The following is a 16,628-nucleotide window of genomic DNA, read 5'->3' as shown; positions in this document are numbered from 1 at the left end:
AGCAACGCGCCGCCAAATCGACCGTTCACCTACGACCCCTTGCCGCGTGAAAGCCGACATCCCTGTTGAGGACGTTAGGCGTTCCGGAACTACGGCAAGAGATCCGTCACAGCGCGCCCACTTCCGTCCATTGCCATAGGGAAGCTGGCATGTTTGTGGATGATTTTCCAAGAACCGGCGATGCGCCTTAGCACGATGGTTCGCCGGCTCCAGGAGTCGACCTTTGTGCCATCGGTCTTAATGCCAGTCATGCGCGACAGCCCGAAGGCCACTGCAAGATCGCCGTCGATCATGAGCTGCGGGTCAGCCATGTGAACGGTGACGCCGTTGCGCCAAGTTGCAAACCAAGCATTTATCCCTTCGACGTCGCGTGCCTGTTCGCCTCGATAGGCAAGCGGCGGCGGCAGATCGAAAACCACGACATCCGGGTCCATGGCATCGACGTTGGCGCGGGCGTCCCCCTTGGCAGTTGCGTCTTCCTGGCCCCGGATGACAGACAAGACTTCCTTTTCAGACATATCGTTGCTCCTTCATTTCTGGAACGACGAGACCGGGGCGATCAATCCGACATCGACACCATTCGTAACAAATATGGTCGGTCCTAGCTGCTGTTGCATCGTGGTATCAAGAGTGATGAGCCCCTCATCTGCCGGACATCGCATCATCGGGGGCTCTAGTGGCCCACCACGAGTGCCAATACGACTGAGAGCCCGACGTTCAGGTTGGATTACCCGCGGGCTCTACGCCGGTAACATTCTGCTCCGCGTCCGTCGTGAACGTTCCCTTCGATTGATCCAATATTACAAGCACGTTGCCGAAAGGGTCACATACACGGGCGCATCGTCCGATCGCGATGTCGAACGGCGGTTCCACTGCCGTTCCGCCCGCTGCCAAAAATTCTCGAAATGCCGTGTCCACATCATCAACCAGAATATCAGTCTCTGGACCAATACGAAGATGAACTACTAGTTCTGCATCTGCTTCAGGCAACGCGAAGCCGGCAGCTTCCGCGTCCCGCCAGATGAGGGCATGGCCGAGCCGATCCCGATAAAAGGATATGGCTTCGTCAAGATCGCTCACATGCAGTAGATAGTTGTCGAGTTTTCGGAACAACGGTCTTTTGGCGGCCTCGTAAGCCATTGCGGGACCTCGCGCAGTATCACGGGCTCACATCAGTGCCCAAGATTATGGTTCCGCGACGAGTTCCGCAACGGCTCAGCGTCGGCTCCAGCTGATGCCAGCTTGCAACAGCTCTTTGTATCGCGGGAACGGCAGCTATGGGGTCGATTCCGGGCCTAGCGCGAACGTCCGGTTCGGAGATTCGTCATGAACGACCGGAAGTGGCGCAAAGCAGTCCACGCTATGCTGGACGCGAAGGTCGGCTTTTTAGCCCAATCATCCCGAAAGCGGATCTTCCGCTTCCGGCCCAGAACGCGACGTTAGAGTATCTGCTCGGCAATGACGGCTTCTGGCGCAACCGCGACCGTCAGCGTGGTCGCTTGGAATGTCGGCTTTCAGTAAGCGGCAAAGCTGAACTCAACGTCCGACATTGGGCGCAAAGCGGTCATTCGAAGCTCCACCAGGGAAGTCGCCTCCGGGTCACGGCGGAAGGTTCCACCCGCGACCGCAGGCTGTGCCAATGCCACCTCGATAAATAGGGTAGCCGGTGGCGCAACCTTGGCCATGTCGCTTTCGCGCCCCATCTCCGCACCATTTCCAGCCCTCCCCTCACCCCTGCACGGTGCTGATCTCCGCATCGATCAGGCACCAGGGTGCGTAGCGGAAGTCGCGGATCTGGACGACCCGCTCGTCCCGCCATTCGACCAGCATGAAGCCGCGCACGGCGCCATCCGGCTCCTGCGGATTGCGGATCAGGATCGCCGGCCTGCCGTCGACGAAGCCCAGCGACAGCGCCCAATCGGTGATGCGATCGTAATTGCCGAAATAGGTCGACACTTCGGCCTTGCCGCGCAGGCGGAGGCGGTTGACGACTTCGAGCTGGATATCCTCGGCGATCAGCGCCCTGACCGCGTCGAAGTCGCGCGCGTTGAACAGATCGACATAGCGGCGCAGCCGTCGCTCGTCATCGGCGTCGAGCCGGGGCGCGGCGGCCTGTTCGGGCTCGGCTGCCAATATGCGCAGCTGCGCCCGCCCGCGATGCAGCGCCGCCTTGGTGGCGGCGAGCGTCGCGCTGATCACCTCGCAGGTCTCGTGCAGGGAAAGGCCCAGCACGTCGACCAGGATCACGGCGCTGCGCCGCGCCACCGAAAGCTGCATGAAGCTGCGCAGACCGGCCGCCGCGGCGAGCCGTGCGTCGGCGCTGCCGGAGGGATCTTCGATCGTGGTCATGTCGGTCTCGGTCATGCGCGACCTTTCCCGATGGCGCCGGCGCAGATGGTCCTGCGCGGCATTGTGGGCGATGCGAAACAGCCATTGCTCGGGCCGCTCGACCGCCATGCTGCCGTCCACCGCCTGCAGCGCCTTCAGCAGCGTCTCCTGCACGATGTCCTCGCCGTCGATCACCGAGCCGGCCATGCGGGCGCAGTAGCGGTGCAGTTTGGGGCGCAACCCCGAGAGCATCGCCTCCAACGCCGGCCGATCGAATTTCCGTATGCTCATGGCGTTCTCTCGGCCCTGGCGCTGTCGCTCTATCCGGCTTTGCCGTCCTCAAGGACATGGTAGTTGCCGATGATTTTGGCAGGCGATCGCTTGACCGGGGTGGAACGTCGCTCCGCATGGTTTTGCGTGAACGCCTCGAAGGCCGCAAGCCCGGTCAGCGCGGATGTATCATTTCCCTCGCCGACGATGTGGACGAACTCGCCGTCGTCCAGTTCGAGCACGAGATAGCGCACGGTTTGCGGCGCCGCCTCATCCAGCGCCTCGAACACCTTAGCCACCAGGGCGCGGTTCTCTTCCAGTCCGGTGTCTTTCACGCTGTAGCGAATGAGTTTGTAGCCCATGGTTCGTCTCCTGAATGGTTGGTCCGAGCAGAAGACGACCGGAGTTACTGAAAAGATTCTCGGCTCGGCATAATTCTTTTCGGCGGCCCGCGTCGTCCTTGCCTGTGGGCGAGCGTTCTCTGCCGCCTCGGATTGGAGCGCATCACCCAGCCATCGGGTTTGAGTCGACCTGGCGCGCGTTTTGGCTCTGGTCAGCGACGGGGGCGGCTGGCGCATCGATCCGGCTCAGAATGTGATCCGAGATGCCTCGCGCGATCTCCCGCTCGCCCATGATGATCAGGTCGGCGCCGAACTTCTTCAGGTAATCCACCTCAGCATCGGAATGCGCACGGGCGATGATCTCGAGCTTTGGATTGATGGCATGGGCGTGCTCGATGAGATTGCCGCTCTCGAAAGGATTGGGAATGGCGCTGATCAACCACCGGGCTGAGGCAACGTTGGCCGCCTCAAGTAGTCCCGGCTGGGCGGCATTTCCCGCAATGACATCAACGCCGCGGACGCGCAGCTGATCTACTATCACTTGCCTTTCCTCGATCACCAGGTAAGGCTGCCTTGCCTTTTGCAACGTCTCTGCGACCAGACTTCCGACCCGTCCATGGCCGACAAGCACAGCATGGTCTGTCAGGCTGGTAGCCGCGAGTTCGGGTGTTTCGGCTCTACCTTCTTGCGTGGCAATGGTTCGCTCTCGTGCTTTGAGCCACGGCGTCAGCCGATCCAGCGCCGCAAATAGGAGCGGGTTGATGAGGATCGAAAGGATTGCTCCGGCAAGCACCAGGTCACGTCCCGCCTCGGGAAGAAGCGCGAGTTCGACACCCAACCCCGCAAGGATGAAGGAGAACTCGCCGATCTGTGCCAGGCTTAGGCCGAGTGTCAGGGCCACGTAGGACGGATAGCCGAACATGAATGCGATGGCTGATGCGGCCGTGGCATTGCCAATGACGATGATCAGAAATGTCACGCCGACGAGCAGCGGCTGCTCGACCAGGATCATGGGGTTGAACAGCATGCCTACGGAGACGAAGAAAAGGACGGCAAATGCGTCGCGGAGCGGCAGCGTTTCCTGAGCGGCCCTTTGGCTCAACTGGGATTCGGCAAGGATCATTCCTGCGAAAAACGCCCCAAGAGCGAACGAGACGCCGAAGAGCTCGGCTGCTCCGAAAGCGACACCAAGGGCAATCGCCAGCACGGCCAAACGGAAAAGTTCTCGCGAGCCCGTGTGAGCGACGTAGTGGAGTATCGGCGGAATGACACGTCGGCCGACGACAACCATGATCGCGAAGAAGGCCGCCAATTTGGCCAACGTAAGCCCGAGCGCACCCCAGATGGTCTGCGGCTCAAACAACGTGAACAGGTCTTTGCCGTTAAGGTTTGCCTCGTTGACATTGCCACCGAGCACGCCGGCGAAGGCCGGCAACAGTACCAGCGCGAGGATCATGGCGAGGTCCTCTACGACCAGCCAGCCGACTGCGATGCGTCCGCCATCCGTTTCGAGCTGCCGCATTTCCTGCAGCGCCCGTAGAACCACGACTGTACTTGCAACCGACAGGGCCAACCCAAACACCACTCCGGCTCCGATCGGCCAGCCGATCGCCTGCGTCACGATGAGCCCGAGCATTGTCACCAGAGCCATTTGACCGACAGCGCCAGGAATCGCGATCTTTCTTACCGAGAGCAGATCATTCAGCGAAAAATGCAGCCCTATGCCAAACATCAGCAGAATCACGCCGAGTTCGGCGAGTTGGCGCGCCAGCGCTTGGTCGGCAACAAAGCCGGGCGTGAACGGGCCAATCAAGACACCAGCAACGAGGTAGCCGACCAGTGGTGACAGGCGAAGTCGGTTCGCCAACGTGCCGAGAATGAAGGCGAGTCCGAGCCCGGCGACAAGGGTTGCGATAAGTGGCGCCTGAGGCATCTTCCCAATCCGGTTTCCGGCCACGCTTGGCGCTCCGGTCAAGCGGTGCACGAGCTCACAGATAATGGACTAAGACGCGGCGGGCTCAACACCTTTCGAGGACAGCGTAATCGATACGAAAAGGCCGCGCGGAACCTTTGCATCCGAACCCGCAAGATATGTCGCTAGCACAGCTTTGCTGTGGCCGGGCGTCAGCGCATGGGCGGCGCCGAAGACGACGCCCATCGGCAGGAAGCCCATGAACGCCAGCCAGTCGCCTCCGACCGAGAGCAGTCTGATCTGCTCGCCGAGCGCCAGATAGATCGTTCGTTGGAACTCGACAAGAATTTGGAACATCAACTGAGGGTAACAGAAACGAGCCGGTCGGAGCGACCGTTAGTGCCCGTCGTGTTCGCCGTGGCCATGTTCGTGGGGATGATCCGCATCCGCGTTCGCCAATCTTATATTGGCCGCCGCAAGCGCCGGCATGTGCTCGAACAGCTCATCTTGCAGCGCTGCCGTAATCTTCTTCGCTTCGCAGACCGGCAGGCTTTCTTCGACGGCGATGGCAATGTCGGCGTGCAGCCTGTGACCGATCCACCGCGCCTTGGCCTCGACAATGCGCGCTCCCGGCACATGCGCGGCGGCATGGTGGATTTCGCCGATGACATCAGGCTCTATACCGTCGAGCATGCGGGTCAACACCGAGCGCGCCGATTGCCAGACGATGCCGAAGATCGCAAGCGTGATGAGCAGGCCGACAATCGGGTCGGCCAGCGCATAACCGAGCCAGACGCCGAGCGCCCCGATGACCACGGCAAGGCTGGTCAGGCCGTCGGTGCGGGCGTGATAGCCGTCGGCAATCAGTGCGGCGCTGTTGATTTCCCGGCCGACGCGGATGCGGAACACCGCGACGGCCTCATTGCCGAGAAAGCCAACAAGGCCCGCCGCCGCCAGCCAGCCCAGATGGGTCACCACGCGTGGATTGATCAAACGGTCGATGGCCTGGTAGCCGGCGACAATGGCGCTGAACAGGATGATCCCGACGATAATCATCCCGGCCAGGTCCTCGACCCGGCCTAGGCCGTAGGTGAAGGTCGGCGACGGCTTGCTCCGGGCCAGCAGGAAGGCGATCCACAGCGGAATGGCGGTGGTGGCGTCACCGATGTTGTGGATCGTGTCGGCCAGCAGCGCCACGCTGCCCGACAACGCGACCACGACCATCTGCAGTGCCGCGGTGAATGCCAGGATGACGAACGACCATTTGATCGCCCAGATGCCTCGGTCGGTCGTCGCAATGGTCGCATCTATGACCCCGTGGGTGTGACCGTGCGACCCGCTCGCATGATCGTGATGGCCATGACCATGCACGGCGTGATCGCGCGACCCGAACCCGAACCAGTCGAGAATGTGCGCGCCGAGACGGCTCACAGGTATTTGACGGCTCACAGGTATTTCGCCAGTTGCTTGAGTTCCGCCAGCGAGTTGCCGCCGGCTTCCGCGGTGTCCGTCAGGCAATGCTCGATATGATCGTGGATCAGTTCGCGCTTTGCGCTGCTGATGGCGCTCTCCACGGCGTGGAGTTGCTGCGCCAGATCAACGCAAGGACGATGCGCCTCGAACATCGACAGCACCGCCGCAAGGTGGCCTTGCGCGCGCTTCAGACGATTCAGGATAGCAGGATGTGAACGATGGATGCTTACGGACATGCTTCTTTTGTATCCTCCCCCCGGGGATATAGTCAATCTTTTCGACTTACTTTACTTTGCCGCTGAGTGTCCCACAGCCCGAAGAAAACCCTCGGCGCCCAGCGACCTGCCACCCTCCTACGGATAGCTTTGCCGGCCGCCGGTCGCGCCGTATTATTTCGTGACCGTGTCGCGCGGGAACCTTCCCTCGCACCACGCGTTCGGGGCGCTGTATTCGTCATGCCTCATATTTAGGCAAACATAGGCGACGGGCGAATACCGGCGGGGAGGCAAATGCATGGGTTGGGGAGGAGCATATTGTGATGTCGAACCGCGAAATTGGAACGTCCCACACATTGGGGCTGCGCGTCGCTGATCTCAAAGCCAGGATGCGAAGCGCCCGTATTACCGAACACGAGATGAAAACCTTTCAGAAGGTCGCCGCCATCATGGGAGGAGGCGAAGGCTCCCTACGGCTCGATGCCGACGACCTGATTGCCGCGTCTTTCGTTGTCGAGGACGAGCCCAGGACAAACTGACGATCGCGGTGCCCCCGGCGATCAGCCAGGCACCACGTCGGAGGCCAGGAAAGCGGCGCGTCCGAGGCTGGCGACCGCTTTCCTGACACGCTGCAAATGCGCCTGGCGCTCCACCGCTGAGACAGTGTCCATCCGGTAGAGCGCCAGGAATTTTGTCGAGCACAGCGGATGGCAAACGGAGCGGAAGCCGCGCAGCAGGGTGCGCCGGCCGGGCTGGCCCATGATCCACGACATCAGCGGCGTCGCGCCGCATGTGGTCATCACCAGCACCCGACGTATGTGCCGCAATTTAGGGCGTGCGCCACGCTGCGCCGTCGGCATCTCGAAGGCGAAGCCCGGCACCAGCACCCGCTCCAGCCAGCCCTTGAGCATGGCCGGCAGGCCATACCACCAGGTCGGGTAGATGAAGATGACGGCCTCCGCCCAAAGCAGTTCCTGCGCCCGGTCATGCACCGGCCCGAGGTTCGCCGCCTTGTCGTGATAGCCGCGCCACTCGTCGGCGCGCATGACCGGGTCGAAACCGGTCGCGTAGAGGTCGAGGAGATGAACCTCATGGCCGCATTCGGCAAGCGTCTCCAGCACCGTGTCGCGCACAGCCCCGTTGAAGCTGTCGGTGCAGGGATGGCAATAGACGACAAGGACTTTCATGTTGGGCTTAAACCGGCTGGCTTGGCCATCATCGCCGGCTTGAAACGCGCATGCAATGGCCTGCGGGACATCGTCAGCACCGTAATCGAGGCGCTCTGCGTCGCCCCTCGTTTCTGGATACTCGTATACGAGGATACAGATATCCACACGGGCGGCTTTCTGTTAGCAAGGCTCACCTGACGGGAGAGTCGATTGCGCGGACTTGGCGAAGGCTTGATGCAGAAGCCGCTGACGGTGGCGGAGCAAGTGGCGAATGTGCTGCGCGAATCGATTGCCGAGGGCAGCCTGGCGGCCGGCACGCCGCTGCGTCAGGACGACCTGGCCGAGCGGTTCGGCTTCAGCCGCATGCCGGTCCGCGACGCGCTTCGCCAGCTCGAAGCCGAAGGCATCGTGTCGATCCATCCGACCAAGGGCGCGCATGTCGCCAGGATGGACGCTGCCGAGATCAGGGAGATCTTTGCGGTCCGCGCATTGCTCGAAGGCGAAGCGCTGCGGCTCTCGATCCCCAACCTCGGCAAAGAAAAACTAGACGAGGCCGGCTATGTCCTCAACCAGATCGATGCCGAGCCGAATGTCGGCCGCTGGGGAACGCTGAACCGTGCCTTTCATCTGGCCCTTTACAGCGCCTGCGGCAACACAAGGCTGCTCGGCCTGATCGAAGCCCACCACAATGCGGCCGACCGCTACGTTCGCATTCTCCTGTCCAACCTCAACTATCGCAGCCGCTCGCAGTCGGAGCACCGCGACCTGTTGACGACCTGCCGCCACCGTGACGCCGAGGCAGCCGTCCGCGTCCTGAAAAAGCACCTCAGCGACGGCATGGAAATGCTCGCCGAGGCTGGAGACGGGCTGGCGGGAAAGTCCTGACCTTGCCGGAACGGCCACGCAAGACCATGACCCCACGATCCAGCATCGGCCGGCAACGCCCCTCGCCTAATGCCGGAGCCAATCCGCCAGGAGTGAGCCTTTGCCGTGCGCTGTCGAAACTCGGCCTGTGCTCGCGCAAGCAGGCGGAGGTTCTGGTCGCCGAAGGCCGCGTCCGTGTCGCCGGCAAGATTGTGCGCAACGGCTCGCTGCGCGTCGATCCCGGCCGCGACCGCATCGAGGTCGACGGCAGCCGCGTTGTCGCCGAGCGCAAGGTCTATCTGATGATCAACAAGCCGCGCGGGCTGGTCACCACCCGCGACGACCCGCAGGATCGCGGCACCGTCTATGACTGCCTGGCAGAACTCGACCTGCCCTTCGTGTCGCCGGTCGGCCGCCTCGACAAGGCCAGCGAAGGCCTGCTTTTGATGACCAACGACACGCGCTTCGCCCAGCGCCTGCTCGACCCCGCCTCGCACCTTGCCAAGATCTATCACGTGCAGATCGGCGCCCTGGCCGACGAGGCCATGCTGGCGCTGTTGCGCGCCGGCGCCACCGTCGATGGCGAGCTTTTGACGGCGCGGTCGATTGAAATCCTGCGCAGCGGCACCAGCACCGCCTGGCTCGAAATCACCCTCGACGAGGGCCGCAACCGCCACATTCGCCGGCTGCTCGGTGCGCACGATGTCGAGGTGCTTCGCCTGGTGCGGGTGGCGATCGGTCCGTTGCAGCTCGGTGAGCTCGCCAAGGGCAAGGCCCGCCACCTCACCGCCGAAGAGCTGGCGCTGTTTCAGGCCTGAGCGAAGATGCCGAAGCGACCCGGCAAAGCGGAACGGCAGGCCTATCGCTTCAGGTTGGCGCTGCCCCTCACCTGCCTACCGGGGCACCTTAAACCTTCCGAAGGAGGCGCCCCTCGGTGAAGCTGCCGATCTCCCCCCTTGCGGGGGAGATGTCCGGCAGGACAGAGGGGGGGTGCTGTCCCTCCGACCTGTCAACCAATCGCAGCCAAGCCCTTAGGCTGAATCCCGGCTGGGAAGCTGAAGTCGGAAGTTGGCGATCCTTCCCACCCCCCTCTGTCCTGCCGGACATCTCCCCCGCAAGGGGGGAGATCGGATTTCACTTCGGCTTTCGCCGACCACCAACGCTGCAAGGCAGATACAAGGGCCGCGCCGACCTCGACAACTGGCCCCTTCCACGAATTGGGTTATCCCGCCGCCCGACCTCGACGATTACTCGGCCGGAACCGGGCTGAGGCCTGGATCGCCCATCGAGTGCGGCCTGGTTTCCTTGCGTGCCGAGGCACGGGCGAGCACGCTTTGCCGGTTGACAGATTTGCGCTCGGCATCGATGCGTTGGATCAGGATTTCGGCGCGCTCGATCGACCCGAGCAGGGCGAGGATCGTGCCGCGTTCGGCGGCGCCCGCATTCGGCCCGAGCGCCAGCGTGCGGGCGCGCAGTTCCTCGACCTCCGGAAGATTGACATGCCCGGCCGGCAGATTCGGGTCGGAGATGCCGTAAGTCGGCAAGATCTCCCGCAGCGAAGCATCGAGCTTGCTCAGCGCGACGTCGACGATCGCCTGCGCCGGACCGCTGAATTTCTCGCGCCGCACGCGGCGCGCCACCTGATGCATGGATTCCGTCAGGGCGGCCGTGAAGTCGGCCTCCTCGATCAGGCTGGCGATCAGGTCGAGCTGGTCGTACGGCAAATCCTCCTTAATCAGCTCGGCGGTGTAGGCACGGATATCGCGGCTGAGGATGTCGGTTGCGAGATAGTGCTCGCCCGGATCCGACGGCGCCTTCTTGGATGAGCGTGCGATGTCGAGGAACATGGCGCCGGCCTGGAGGTGACGGGCCGTCTCCTGCTGAACGGCGGGAACCGCCTTGGCAAAATCGCCGGCCAGCTTGCGGTCGAGGAATCTCGGTGTCGAGAAATCCTCGGCATCCTCGGCATCCGTGCGGCCGACACGCGATAGAACCCGCTCGAACACACCGATGAACGGGAACAGCAACAGCGTGTTGAAGATGTTGAAGAACGTCGAGTAAAGGCCGACCGCCACCGGCACCAGGGGAAAGGTCTCCTTGCCGTCGACGATCACCGGAATGGCGGGATCGCCGCCGAAGAACTGCATGGCCCACTCCAGGACCTGCATGGAGACGAAGAACAGCGGGATGGTGATGCACACGCCGATGATGTTGAACGAGATGTGCGCGTAAGCGGTCCGCTTGGCATTCTTCGAGAGATTGAGCGAAGCCATCCACGAGGTGATCGTGGTGCCGAGATCGGCGCCGAGCGAGAAGGCGACGGCGGTCGTCCAGTCGAGGATGCCGGCGGCGCCAAGGCCCATCACAATGCCGATCGTCGCCGAGGACGAATGGATCATAGCGGTCACGCCAGCGGCGATGAACACGCATTTGAGCAGGTTGAGGTAGGAGTCGGCCGTGAGGGTTTGCAGCAGCGCCATCACTTCGGGCAGGTTGCGAAGCGGACGCAGGCCGCCGGTCATCAGGTTGAGGCCATAGAAGATCAGCGCGAAGCCCATGCAGGCGAGCGCTATGTTCTTGACCTTTTCGCTTTTGGCGAAGCAGTAGACCAGCGAGAACACGCCGGCCAGGATCAACCCGAGCGGACCGAGCGGCAGGGCGATGAGCCCGTTGCCGAGCGTGGTGCCGATATTGGCGCCCATGATCACGCTGATCGCCGGTCGAAGCGCGATGACGCCGGCATTGACCAGGCCGACGACCATGACGCTCATCGCCGTCGACGACTGGATGACGCCGGTGATCAATGTTCCCGCCAGCACGCCCTTGATCGGCGTTCCGGCAGCCTTGGCGAGAAAGGCGCGCATCCGGTTGACCGAAAGCGCCTGGATGCCGTTTGCCATGAAGTCGAGGCCAAGCATGAAGATGCCCAACCCGCCGATCACCGGCACGAGGATGTCCTTAAAGATATCTATGTCCATGTCACGCAGTCCCCAACAAGCCGTCACCACGGCGCGATATGACGTTCAGTTCAGGTGCTGCGCGAAGCAGTAGCCTGGCTCTTCCGCTCAGTTTCCGACGGGCTCTTGCCTTGCCCAGTATTGTTCGACCTGATCGACGAGCGTCTTCGGCAGCGGCACATAGCCGAGTGCGGCGGCGTCGCCCGCACCTTGTGCGAAGGCGAGCCGGAAAAGGTCGTGCACGCGGCGATAGCGATGTTCCGAACGGCCCGAGACCTGAACGACCGCGAACACCGCCGTGCTGATCGGATAGGCGGCGTCGCCGTCTCGATCGGTCAGCGAAGCGAAGAAATCGGTCGTTTGCGCCCAGTCGATCGATGTCGCGGCAGCCTGCACGCCCTCCGGCTCCGGCTTGACGAATTTGCCGGATTTGTTCTCGATCAGCGCGTAGGAAAGACTGGCGCGCTGGGCCTGACCGGATTCGGCATAGGCGATCGCGCCTTTCGTGTCATGCACCGCTCGAATGAGGTTCTGTGTGCCTTCCGCGTCGGCGCCGAGCGGCCACGAAATCAGTGTATTGGCGCCGTATTTGGTCTTCCACTCCTCGCTGACCGCCGACAGATATTCCGTGAAGACAAAGGTCGAGCCGGAACCATCCTTGCGGTGAAGAACGCTGATCCTGAGATCGGGGAGCGTCAGGTCCGGATTCGCCGCCTTGATCGCCGGATCGGACCACGACTGGATCTTGCCCAGATAGATGTCGGCCAGAAGCCGCCCCGTCAGGCGAAGGCTTCCCGGGCCAATGCCGTCGAGATTGATGACGACGGCGATGGCGCCCATCACGATCGGAAACTGCTGGCGGCCGGCTTTCCTAAGTTCGGCGGCGTCGATCGGCGCATCCGTCGCGGCAAAGTCCATGTCCGGCTGATCGAGACGCAGGACGCCGGCGAGCGAGCCGACGATTTCATAGTCGACCTGCCAATCGGGCGAGATATAGTCGCCGCCATCGGCGCGGGCGTTCTCGTAGGCCGTTGCCCATTTGCCGATGATCGGGGCAGCCAGTGTCGATCCGGCGCCGCGAATAGGCTCGGCCTGTGCAGCGGCCCCGATCATCAAGGCAACAGCCAGCGTGATGGCGCCACTTGATTCCGCTATTTTCGCCCATTTGCGCCCTAGTGACGCAAAGCCTGCTGGAAACATCATGGCGACCCCCGACTATACTGCACAAACGAATAGCTACTTTTCAGTCTTGGCAGACATCAACAGTCATCCGCCCGGCGAACGAACGCCGGCAGAGAAACAACATCGCTCATCGTATGAACCTTGGTTAACGATTGGATGACAAAGATCTTTGTCGGTGAAACTTTTTATTCGGATTTTCTGCGATTGCCGCGGTTGCCTGAAGAATTGTTCGGCAAGCCCGCGGCTCGTGCGCGATCGGCCAATTGCAGCTCGGCGACCTTGCCAAGGGCAAGGCACGCCATCAAATCGCCGATGAACGGGCAATGTTTTAGGCCTGAGCTGCAGCCCCACTCGAGTCTACGACAGCCTTACTTCGCGTCGTGGAAGATGATGCCGACGGTGTGGCGCATGCCGGAGCGAAGCCGGCTGACGCCGTGCCTGAGATTGACGCGGTAGCTGCCTTTGCTGCCCTGGACCGGACGATTGTGGACCGCGAAGGCGACCGCGTCGCCCTGGCGCAGCGGCACCACCTCGGCCCGGCTCTGCATGCGCGGACGCTGTTCGGTCAGCACGAACTCGCCACCGATGAAATCCTTATCCGGTTCGGACAGCAGGATCGCCACCTGCAGCGGGAAGGCAAGATCGCCGTAGAGATCCTGATGCAGGCAGTTGAAGTCGCCGGCAATGTATTGCAGCAGGAGCGGCGTCGGCCGCGTCTGGCCCTGCTCGTGGCATTGCTTAAGGAACGCGGCGTGTTCGTCCGGGTAGCGCTGGGCGACGCCCATGCGTTCGTTCCAGTCGTTGGCGACCGCGGCCAGGCGCGGATAGAGCGCGGTGCGCAAGCCGCCGATCAGTTCGGGCAAGGGATAGCGGAAATAGCGGTACTCGCCCTTGCCGAAGCCATGCCGCGCCATGTGGACGTGGCTGCGGAAATGACTTTCGTCGGGATAGAGCCCGGCGATCTCCCGGCATTCTTCCGGTGTCAGCAGCTTTTCCATCACGGCGCAGCCATAGCCGCTCATCTCCTCGGCCAGCGCCTGCCAGTCATATTTGGAGACCCGCGCTTCCGCCGATCGGACCGCTGCTTCTGGAACCGTGTGTATGGTCATGGCTCTGCCTCCTCTGGCTTCATCGGCTTCTGCAATCAGATGGGTGAAGCAGCGCACGCAAACCACCCGTTTCATGCCAATGGGGTTAGGCACAAGGTTGAAGCTGCCGATCTCCCCTTGAGGACTTTTGCGGGGGAGATGCCCGGCAGGGCGGAGGGGGCGTTGCCGGCCTCTCAAGACCTGGGTTCCTCGCCCACCGCGAAGCGGGGGAGAGGTGGCCGCCCACGGGTCTTGCCTTCGGCAAGCCCGAGGACAGGCTCCGCGGCCGGAGAGGGGGCTTTCGTAGGGCGCGGTTCCCCCCTCTCCGTCTCGGCTTCGCCGAGCCACCTCTCCCCACCTTCGTGGGGGCGAGGAACCCGAGCTGGAATAAAGCCGTGATCCGTCCCACCCCTCTGTCCTGCCGGACATCTTCCCGCAAGGGGCCAAGCGGAGGAGATCGCCAATCGCCATTGCGCCGCTGCGCGACGCAGCATGGATTTCGGCAAAATCAGGCCCATATCCCTGATAGGGAGCTTTGAGCGTGAAACTCGCGCGTGTAGCCCTGATTGCCGCGGCTTTTTTAGCCGCTGTGGCTGTTTGTTCTTCTTCCGCAACCGGAGAGGCGAACGGCCAGGAGAGGACTGCGCTGCGCATCGAGATAGACGGCGCCATCGGTCCGGCGAGCGCCATGCAGTTCGAGGAAGCGCTTGCGGTGGCCGTAGAACGGAACGCCGAGGTTTTCATTCTGCAGATGAACACGCCCGGCGGGTTGGTCACCAGCATGCGCGAGATCATCGCCGACATCCTCGCCTCGCCGGTTCCCGTCATCGGCTATGTCGCGCCCGCCGGCGGGCATGCGGCGAGCGCCGGAACCTACATCCTCTACGCAACCCATGTGGCGGCGATGGCGCCCGGCACCAATCTGGGCGCGGCAACGCCGATCGAGATGGGCGGGCCGCTGCCATCCTTTCCCGGCGGCGACGACAAGAACAATGGCCCGGAAGCCGGCAAGGACCCAAAGAACCCACCGTCGGGCGATGCGATGATCGCCAAGGCGACGAACGACGCGGTTGCCCTGATCCGCAGCCTGGCTGAACTGCGCGGGCGCAATGCCGATTGGGGTGAAAAGGCCGTGCGCGAGGCGGCCAGCCTGTCGGCCAGCGCGGCACTGCAGGAACGTGTCGTCGACTTCGTCGCCCGCGACACGACCGAACTGCTTCAGCTGGCCGACGGCCGGACGGTCGAGATCGCCGGCAGGAAAGAGGTGCTGGCGACCAAAGGGCTGCCGGTTGAAACGCTGGAGCCTGGCTGGCTCATCCGGCTTCTCGCCGTCATCACCGACCCGAACATCGCCGTGATCCTGATGCTGATCGGCGTCTATGGCCTCGTCTTCGAGTTCACCAGCCCAGGCGCGGTCGCGCCCGGCGTGGTCGGCACGATCTGCCTGCTGCTCGGGCTCTATGCGCTCAATCTCCTGCCGATCAGCTATGCCGGCCTTGCCTTGATGCTGCTTGGCATCATCTTCCTCGTCGTCGAGGTCTTTAATCCCACAGTGGTGCTTGGGCTGGGAGGCGTGGCTGCGTTTCTGCTGGGCTCTGCCATGCTGCTCAGGATCGAAGGTCCCGGCTTCGAGATGTCGTGGGCCGTCATCGGCACCGCCGCCGTCCTGACGCTCGGCCTGGCGCTGTTGACCGGCAGCTATCTGTGGGCGGCCCGCAAGAACCTTCCGCGTGTTGGCGCACAGGCCATGCAAGGGCTGCCGGCCAAGGTCCTCGACTGGGAGGGCAACGAGGGCCACGTGCTGGCCCGGGGCGAGCGCTGGCGGGCGACGGCCGACGAACCCCTTGCAGTGGGCGACAGCGTCGAGGTGGCCGATGTCAGGGGTCTCGTGCTGACGATACGGCGCCGCAATGCGGGAAGCGACGGAGCAGGGCAATGATCTTCGGTTATGTGGCCTATCTGGTAGCAGCGCTCGTCGTGGTCATGTTCCTGTCCGCGGCCATTCGCATCCTGAGGGAATATCAGCGCGGTGTGGTCTTCACGCTCGGCCGCTTCACCGGGGTCAAGGGGCCCGGCCTGATCATCCTCATCCCCTTCGTGCAGCAGATGGTGAAGGTCGACCTGCGAGTGGTGGTCCAGGACGTGCCGCCGCAGGACGTGATCTCGCGCGACAACGTCTCGGTGAAGGTGAACGCGGTGCTGTATTTTCGTATCGTCGACGCCGAGCGGGCGGTGATCCAGGTCGAGGACTTCATGACCGCCACCAACCAGCTGGCACAGACCACCTTGCGCTCGGTTCTCGGCAAGCATGAACTCGATGAAATGCTGGCCGAACGTGACAAGCTCAACAGCGATATCCAGGAGATCCTCGATCAGCGGACCGATGCCTGGGGCATCAAGGTCTCCGACGTCGAGATCAAGCATGTCGACCTCAACGAAAACATGGTCCGCGCCATCGCCAAGCAGGCCGAGGCCGAACGGCTACGGCGTGCCAAAGTGATCAATGCCGACGGCGAACAGCAGGCGGCGGCAAAACTCGTCGAGGCCGGCAAGATGCTGGCCGGGACACCGCAGGCCATGCAGCTGCGCTATTTCGAGGCTCTTCATGACATCGCCGGTGAGCGCTCGTCGACTGTGGTGTTTCCGGTGCCGATGGATCTGCTCGGTCATTTCATCAAGCAGGATGGGGAGAAGTGAGGGCGCCTGTCCCTTCTCCCCTTGTGGGAGAAGGTGGATCGGCGCGCAGCGCCGAGACGGTTGAGGGGTGTTGGAAGGATCGCCGTCGGTGCCAAGCTGGAACACCCCTCATCCGACCTCGCTTCGCGAGGC

18 protein-coding genes are annotated in these 16,628 nt (G+C 62.8%); 5 read left to right on the top strand and 13 right to left on the bottom strand.

All coding sequences use genetic code 11. The features are described 5' to 3' along the window. Positions 1-89: 89 nt before the first annotated feature. From IHQ72_RS15330 to IHQ72_RS15290, 9 genes are all read right to left on the bottom strand, one after another. Positions 90-518 (bottom strand): YybH family protein, encoded by a 429-nt coding sequence (locus IHQ72_RS15330; RefSeq protein WP_258123182.1) that lies wholly within the window; start codon positions 516-518, stop codon positions 90-92. Between the two features lie 199 nt (positions 519-717). Next, positions 718-1,140, bottom strand: coding sequence for a VOC family protein (locus tag IHQ72_RS15325; protein WP_258123181.1), 423 nt, complete (start codon positions 1,138-1,140; stop codon positions 718-720). Positions 1,141-1,514: 374 nt separating this feature from the next. Beyond that, complete coding sequence (locus tag IHQ72_RS15320) at positions 1,515-1,703, bottom strand: hypothetical protein (protein WP_258123180.1); 189 nt, start codon at positions 1,701-1,703, stop codon at positions 1,515-1,517. Positions 1,704-1,728: 25 nt separating this feature from the next. After that, positions 1,729-2,619: a sigma-70 family RNA polymerase sigma factor gene (locus IHQ72_RS15315; protein ID WP_258123179.1), complete on the bottom strand. Its 891-nt coding sequence runs from the start codon at positions 2,617-2,619 to the stop codon at positions 1,729-1,731. Between the two features lie 29 nt (positions 2,620-2,648). Continuing rightward, positions 2,649-2,960: a hypothetical protein gene (locus IHQ72_RS15310; protein ID WP_258123178.1), complete on the bottom strand. Its 312-nt coding sequence runs from the start codon at positions 2,958-2,960 to the stop codon at positions 2,649-2,651. A gap of 142 nt (positions 2,961-3,102) precedes the next feature. After that, positions 3,103-4,872: a cation:proton antiporter domain-containing protein gene (locus IHQ72_RS15305; RefSeq protein WP_258123177.1), complete on the bottom strand. Its 1,770-nt coding sequence runs from the start codon at positions 4,870-4,872 to the stop codon at positions 3,103-3,105. A 69-nt stretch (positions 4,873-4,941) separates the two neighbouring features. After that, the gene (locus IHQ72_RS15300; RefSeq protein ID WP_258123176.1) at positions 4,942-5,208 is read right to left on the bottom strand and encodes a hypothetical protein; all 267 of its coding nucleotides are present in this window, start codon (positions 5,206-5,208) and stop codon (positions 4,942-4,944) included. 39 nt (positions 5,209-5,247) lie between these two features. Next, entirely contained in the window at positions 5,248-6,300 is a 1,053-nt protein-coding gene (locus tag IHQ72_RS15295; protein ID WP_309508871.1) for a cation diffusion facilitator family transporter, read from the bottom strand. After that, complete coding sequence (locus tag IHQ72_RS15290) at positions 6,297-6,560, bottom strand: metal-sensing transcriptional repressor (RefSeq protein WP_258123175.1); 264 nt, start codon at positions 6,558-6,560, stop codon at positions 6,297-6,299. The genes IHQ72_RS15295 and IHQ72_RS15290 overlap by 4 nt, the downstream gene beginning before the upstream one ends. A 302-nt stretch (positions 6,561-6,862) precedes the next feature. Here IHQ72_RS15290 and IHQ72_RS15285 point away from each other — a divergent pair, with 302 nt between their 5' ends. Beyond that, positions 6,863-7,078, top strand: a complete 216-nt coding sequence (locus tag IHQ72_RS15285) for a hypothetical protein (protein ID WP_258123174.1) — start codon at positions 6,863-6,865, stop codon at positions 7,076-7,078. 21 nt (positions 7,079-7,099) lie between these two features. On the opposite strand, the gene IHQ72_RS15280 is transcribed toward IHQ72_RS15285, so the two are convergent. Next, a complete protein-coding gene (locus tag IHQ72_RS15280) occupies positions 7,100-7,726 on the bottom strand; it encodes an NAD(P)H-dependent oxidoreductase (protein ID WP_258123173.1) in 627 nt (208 codons plus the stop codon). A 192-nt stretch (positions 7,727-7,918) separates the two neighbouring features. Here IHQ72_RS15280 and IHQ72_RS15275 point away from each other — a divergent pair, with 192 nt between their 5' ends. Both IHQ72_RS15275 and IHQ72_RS15270 read left to right on the top strand, forming a co-directional pair. After that, entirely contained in the window at positions 7,919-8,593 is a 675-nt protein-coding gene (locus IHQ72_RS15275; RefSeq protein WP_258123172.1) for a GntR family transcriptional regulator, read from the top strand. A 26-nt stretch (positions 8,594-8,619) separates the two neighbouring features. After that, positions 8,620-9,390, top strand: a complete 771-nt coding sequence (locus IHQ72_RS15270; protein ID WP_258123848.1) for a pseudouridine synthase — start codon at positions 8,620-8,622, stop codon at positions 9,388-9,390. A 429-nt stretch (positions 9,391-9,819) separates the two neighbouring features. Here the strand turns inward: IHQ72_RS15270 and IHQ72_RS15265 are convergent, their stop codons facing one another. The 3 genes from IHQ72_RS15265 to IHQ72_RS15255 all read right to left on the bottom strand — a co-directional run bounded on the left by IHQ72_RS15265 (position 9,820) and on the right by IHQ72_RS15255 (position 13,820). Further along, the gene (locus IHQ72_RS15265; protein WP_258123171.1) at positions 9,820-11,550 is read right to left on the bottom strand and encodes a Na/Pi cotransporter family protein; all 1,731 of its coding nucleotides are present in this window, start codon (positions 11,548-11,550) and stop codon (positions 9,820-9,822) included. 87 nt (positions 11,551-11,637) lie between these two features. Next, a complete protein-coding gene (gene pstS, locus IHQ72_RS15260) occupies positions 11,638-12,732 on the bottom strand; it encodes a phosphate ABC transporter substrate-binding protein PstS (protein WP_258123170.1) in 1,095 nt (364 codons plus the stop codon). Positions 12,733-13,079: 347 nt separating this feature from the next. Then, on the bottom strand, positions 13,080-13,820 hold the full coding sequence (locus tag IHQ72_RS15255; protein WP_258123169.1) for a 2OG-Fe(II) oxygenase: 741 nt from the start codon (positions 13,818-13,820) through the stop codon (positions 13,080-13,082). Positions 13,821-14,340: 520 nt separating this feature from the next. On the opposite strand from IHQ72_RS15255, the gene IHQ72_RS15250 reads away from it, so the two are divergent. Both IHQ72_RS15250 and IHQ72_RS15245 read left to right on the top strand, forming a co-directional pair. Next, a complete protein-coding gene (locus IHQ72_RS15250) occupies positions 14,341-15,738 on the top strand; it encodes an NfeD family protein (RefSeq protein ID WP_258123168.1) in 1,398 nt (465 codons plus the stop codon). Next, the gene (locus IHQ72_RS15245) at positions 15,735-16,496 is read left to right on the top strand and encodes a slipin family protein (RefSeq protein ID WP_258123167.1); all 762 of its coding nucleotides are present in this window, start codon (positions 15,735-15,737) and stop codon (positions 16,494-16,496) included. The genes IHQ72_RS15250 and IHQ72_RS15245 overlap by 4 nt, the downstream gene beginning before the upstream one ends. Positions 16,497-16,628: the final 132 nt, after the last annotated feature.

Origin of the sequence: Mesorhizobium onobrychidis (assembly GCF_024707545.1) — a bacterium.
GTDB classification, from domain to species: Bacteria; Pseudomonadota; Alphaproteobacteria; order Rhizobiales; family Rhizobiaceae; genus Mesorhizobium; species Mesorhizobium onobrychidis.
Note: the sequence above shows the minus strand (reverse complement) of the source record. Positions and strands in the feature narration are given on the sequence as shown.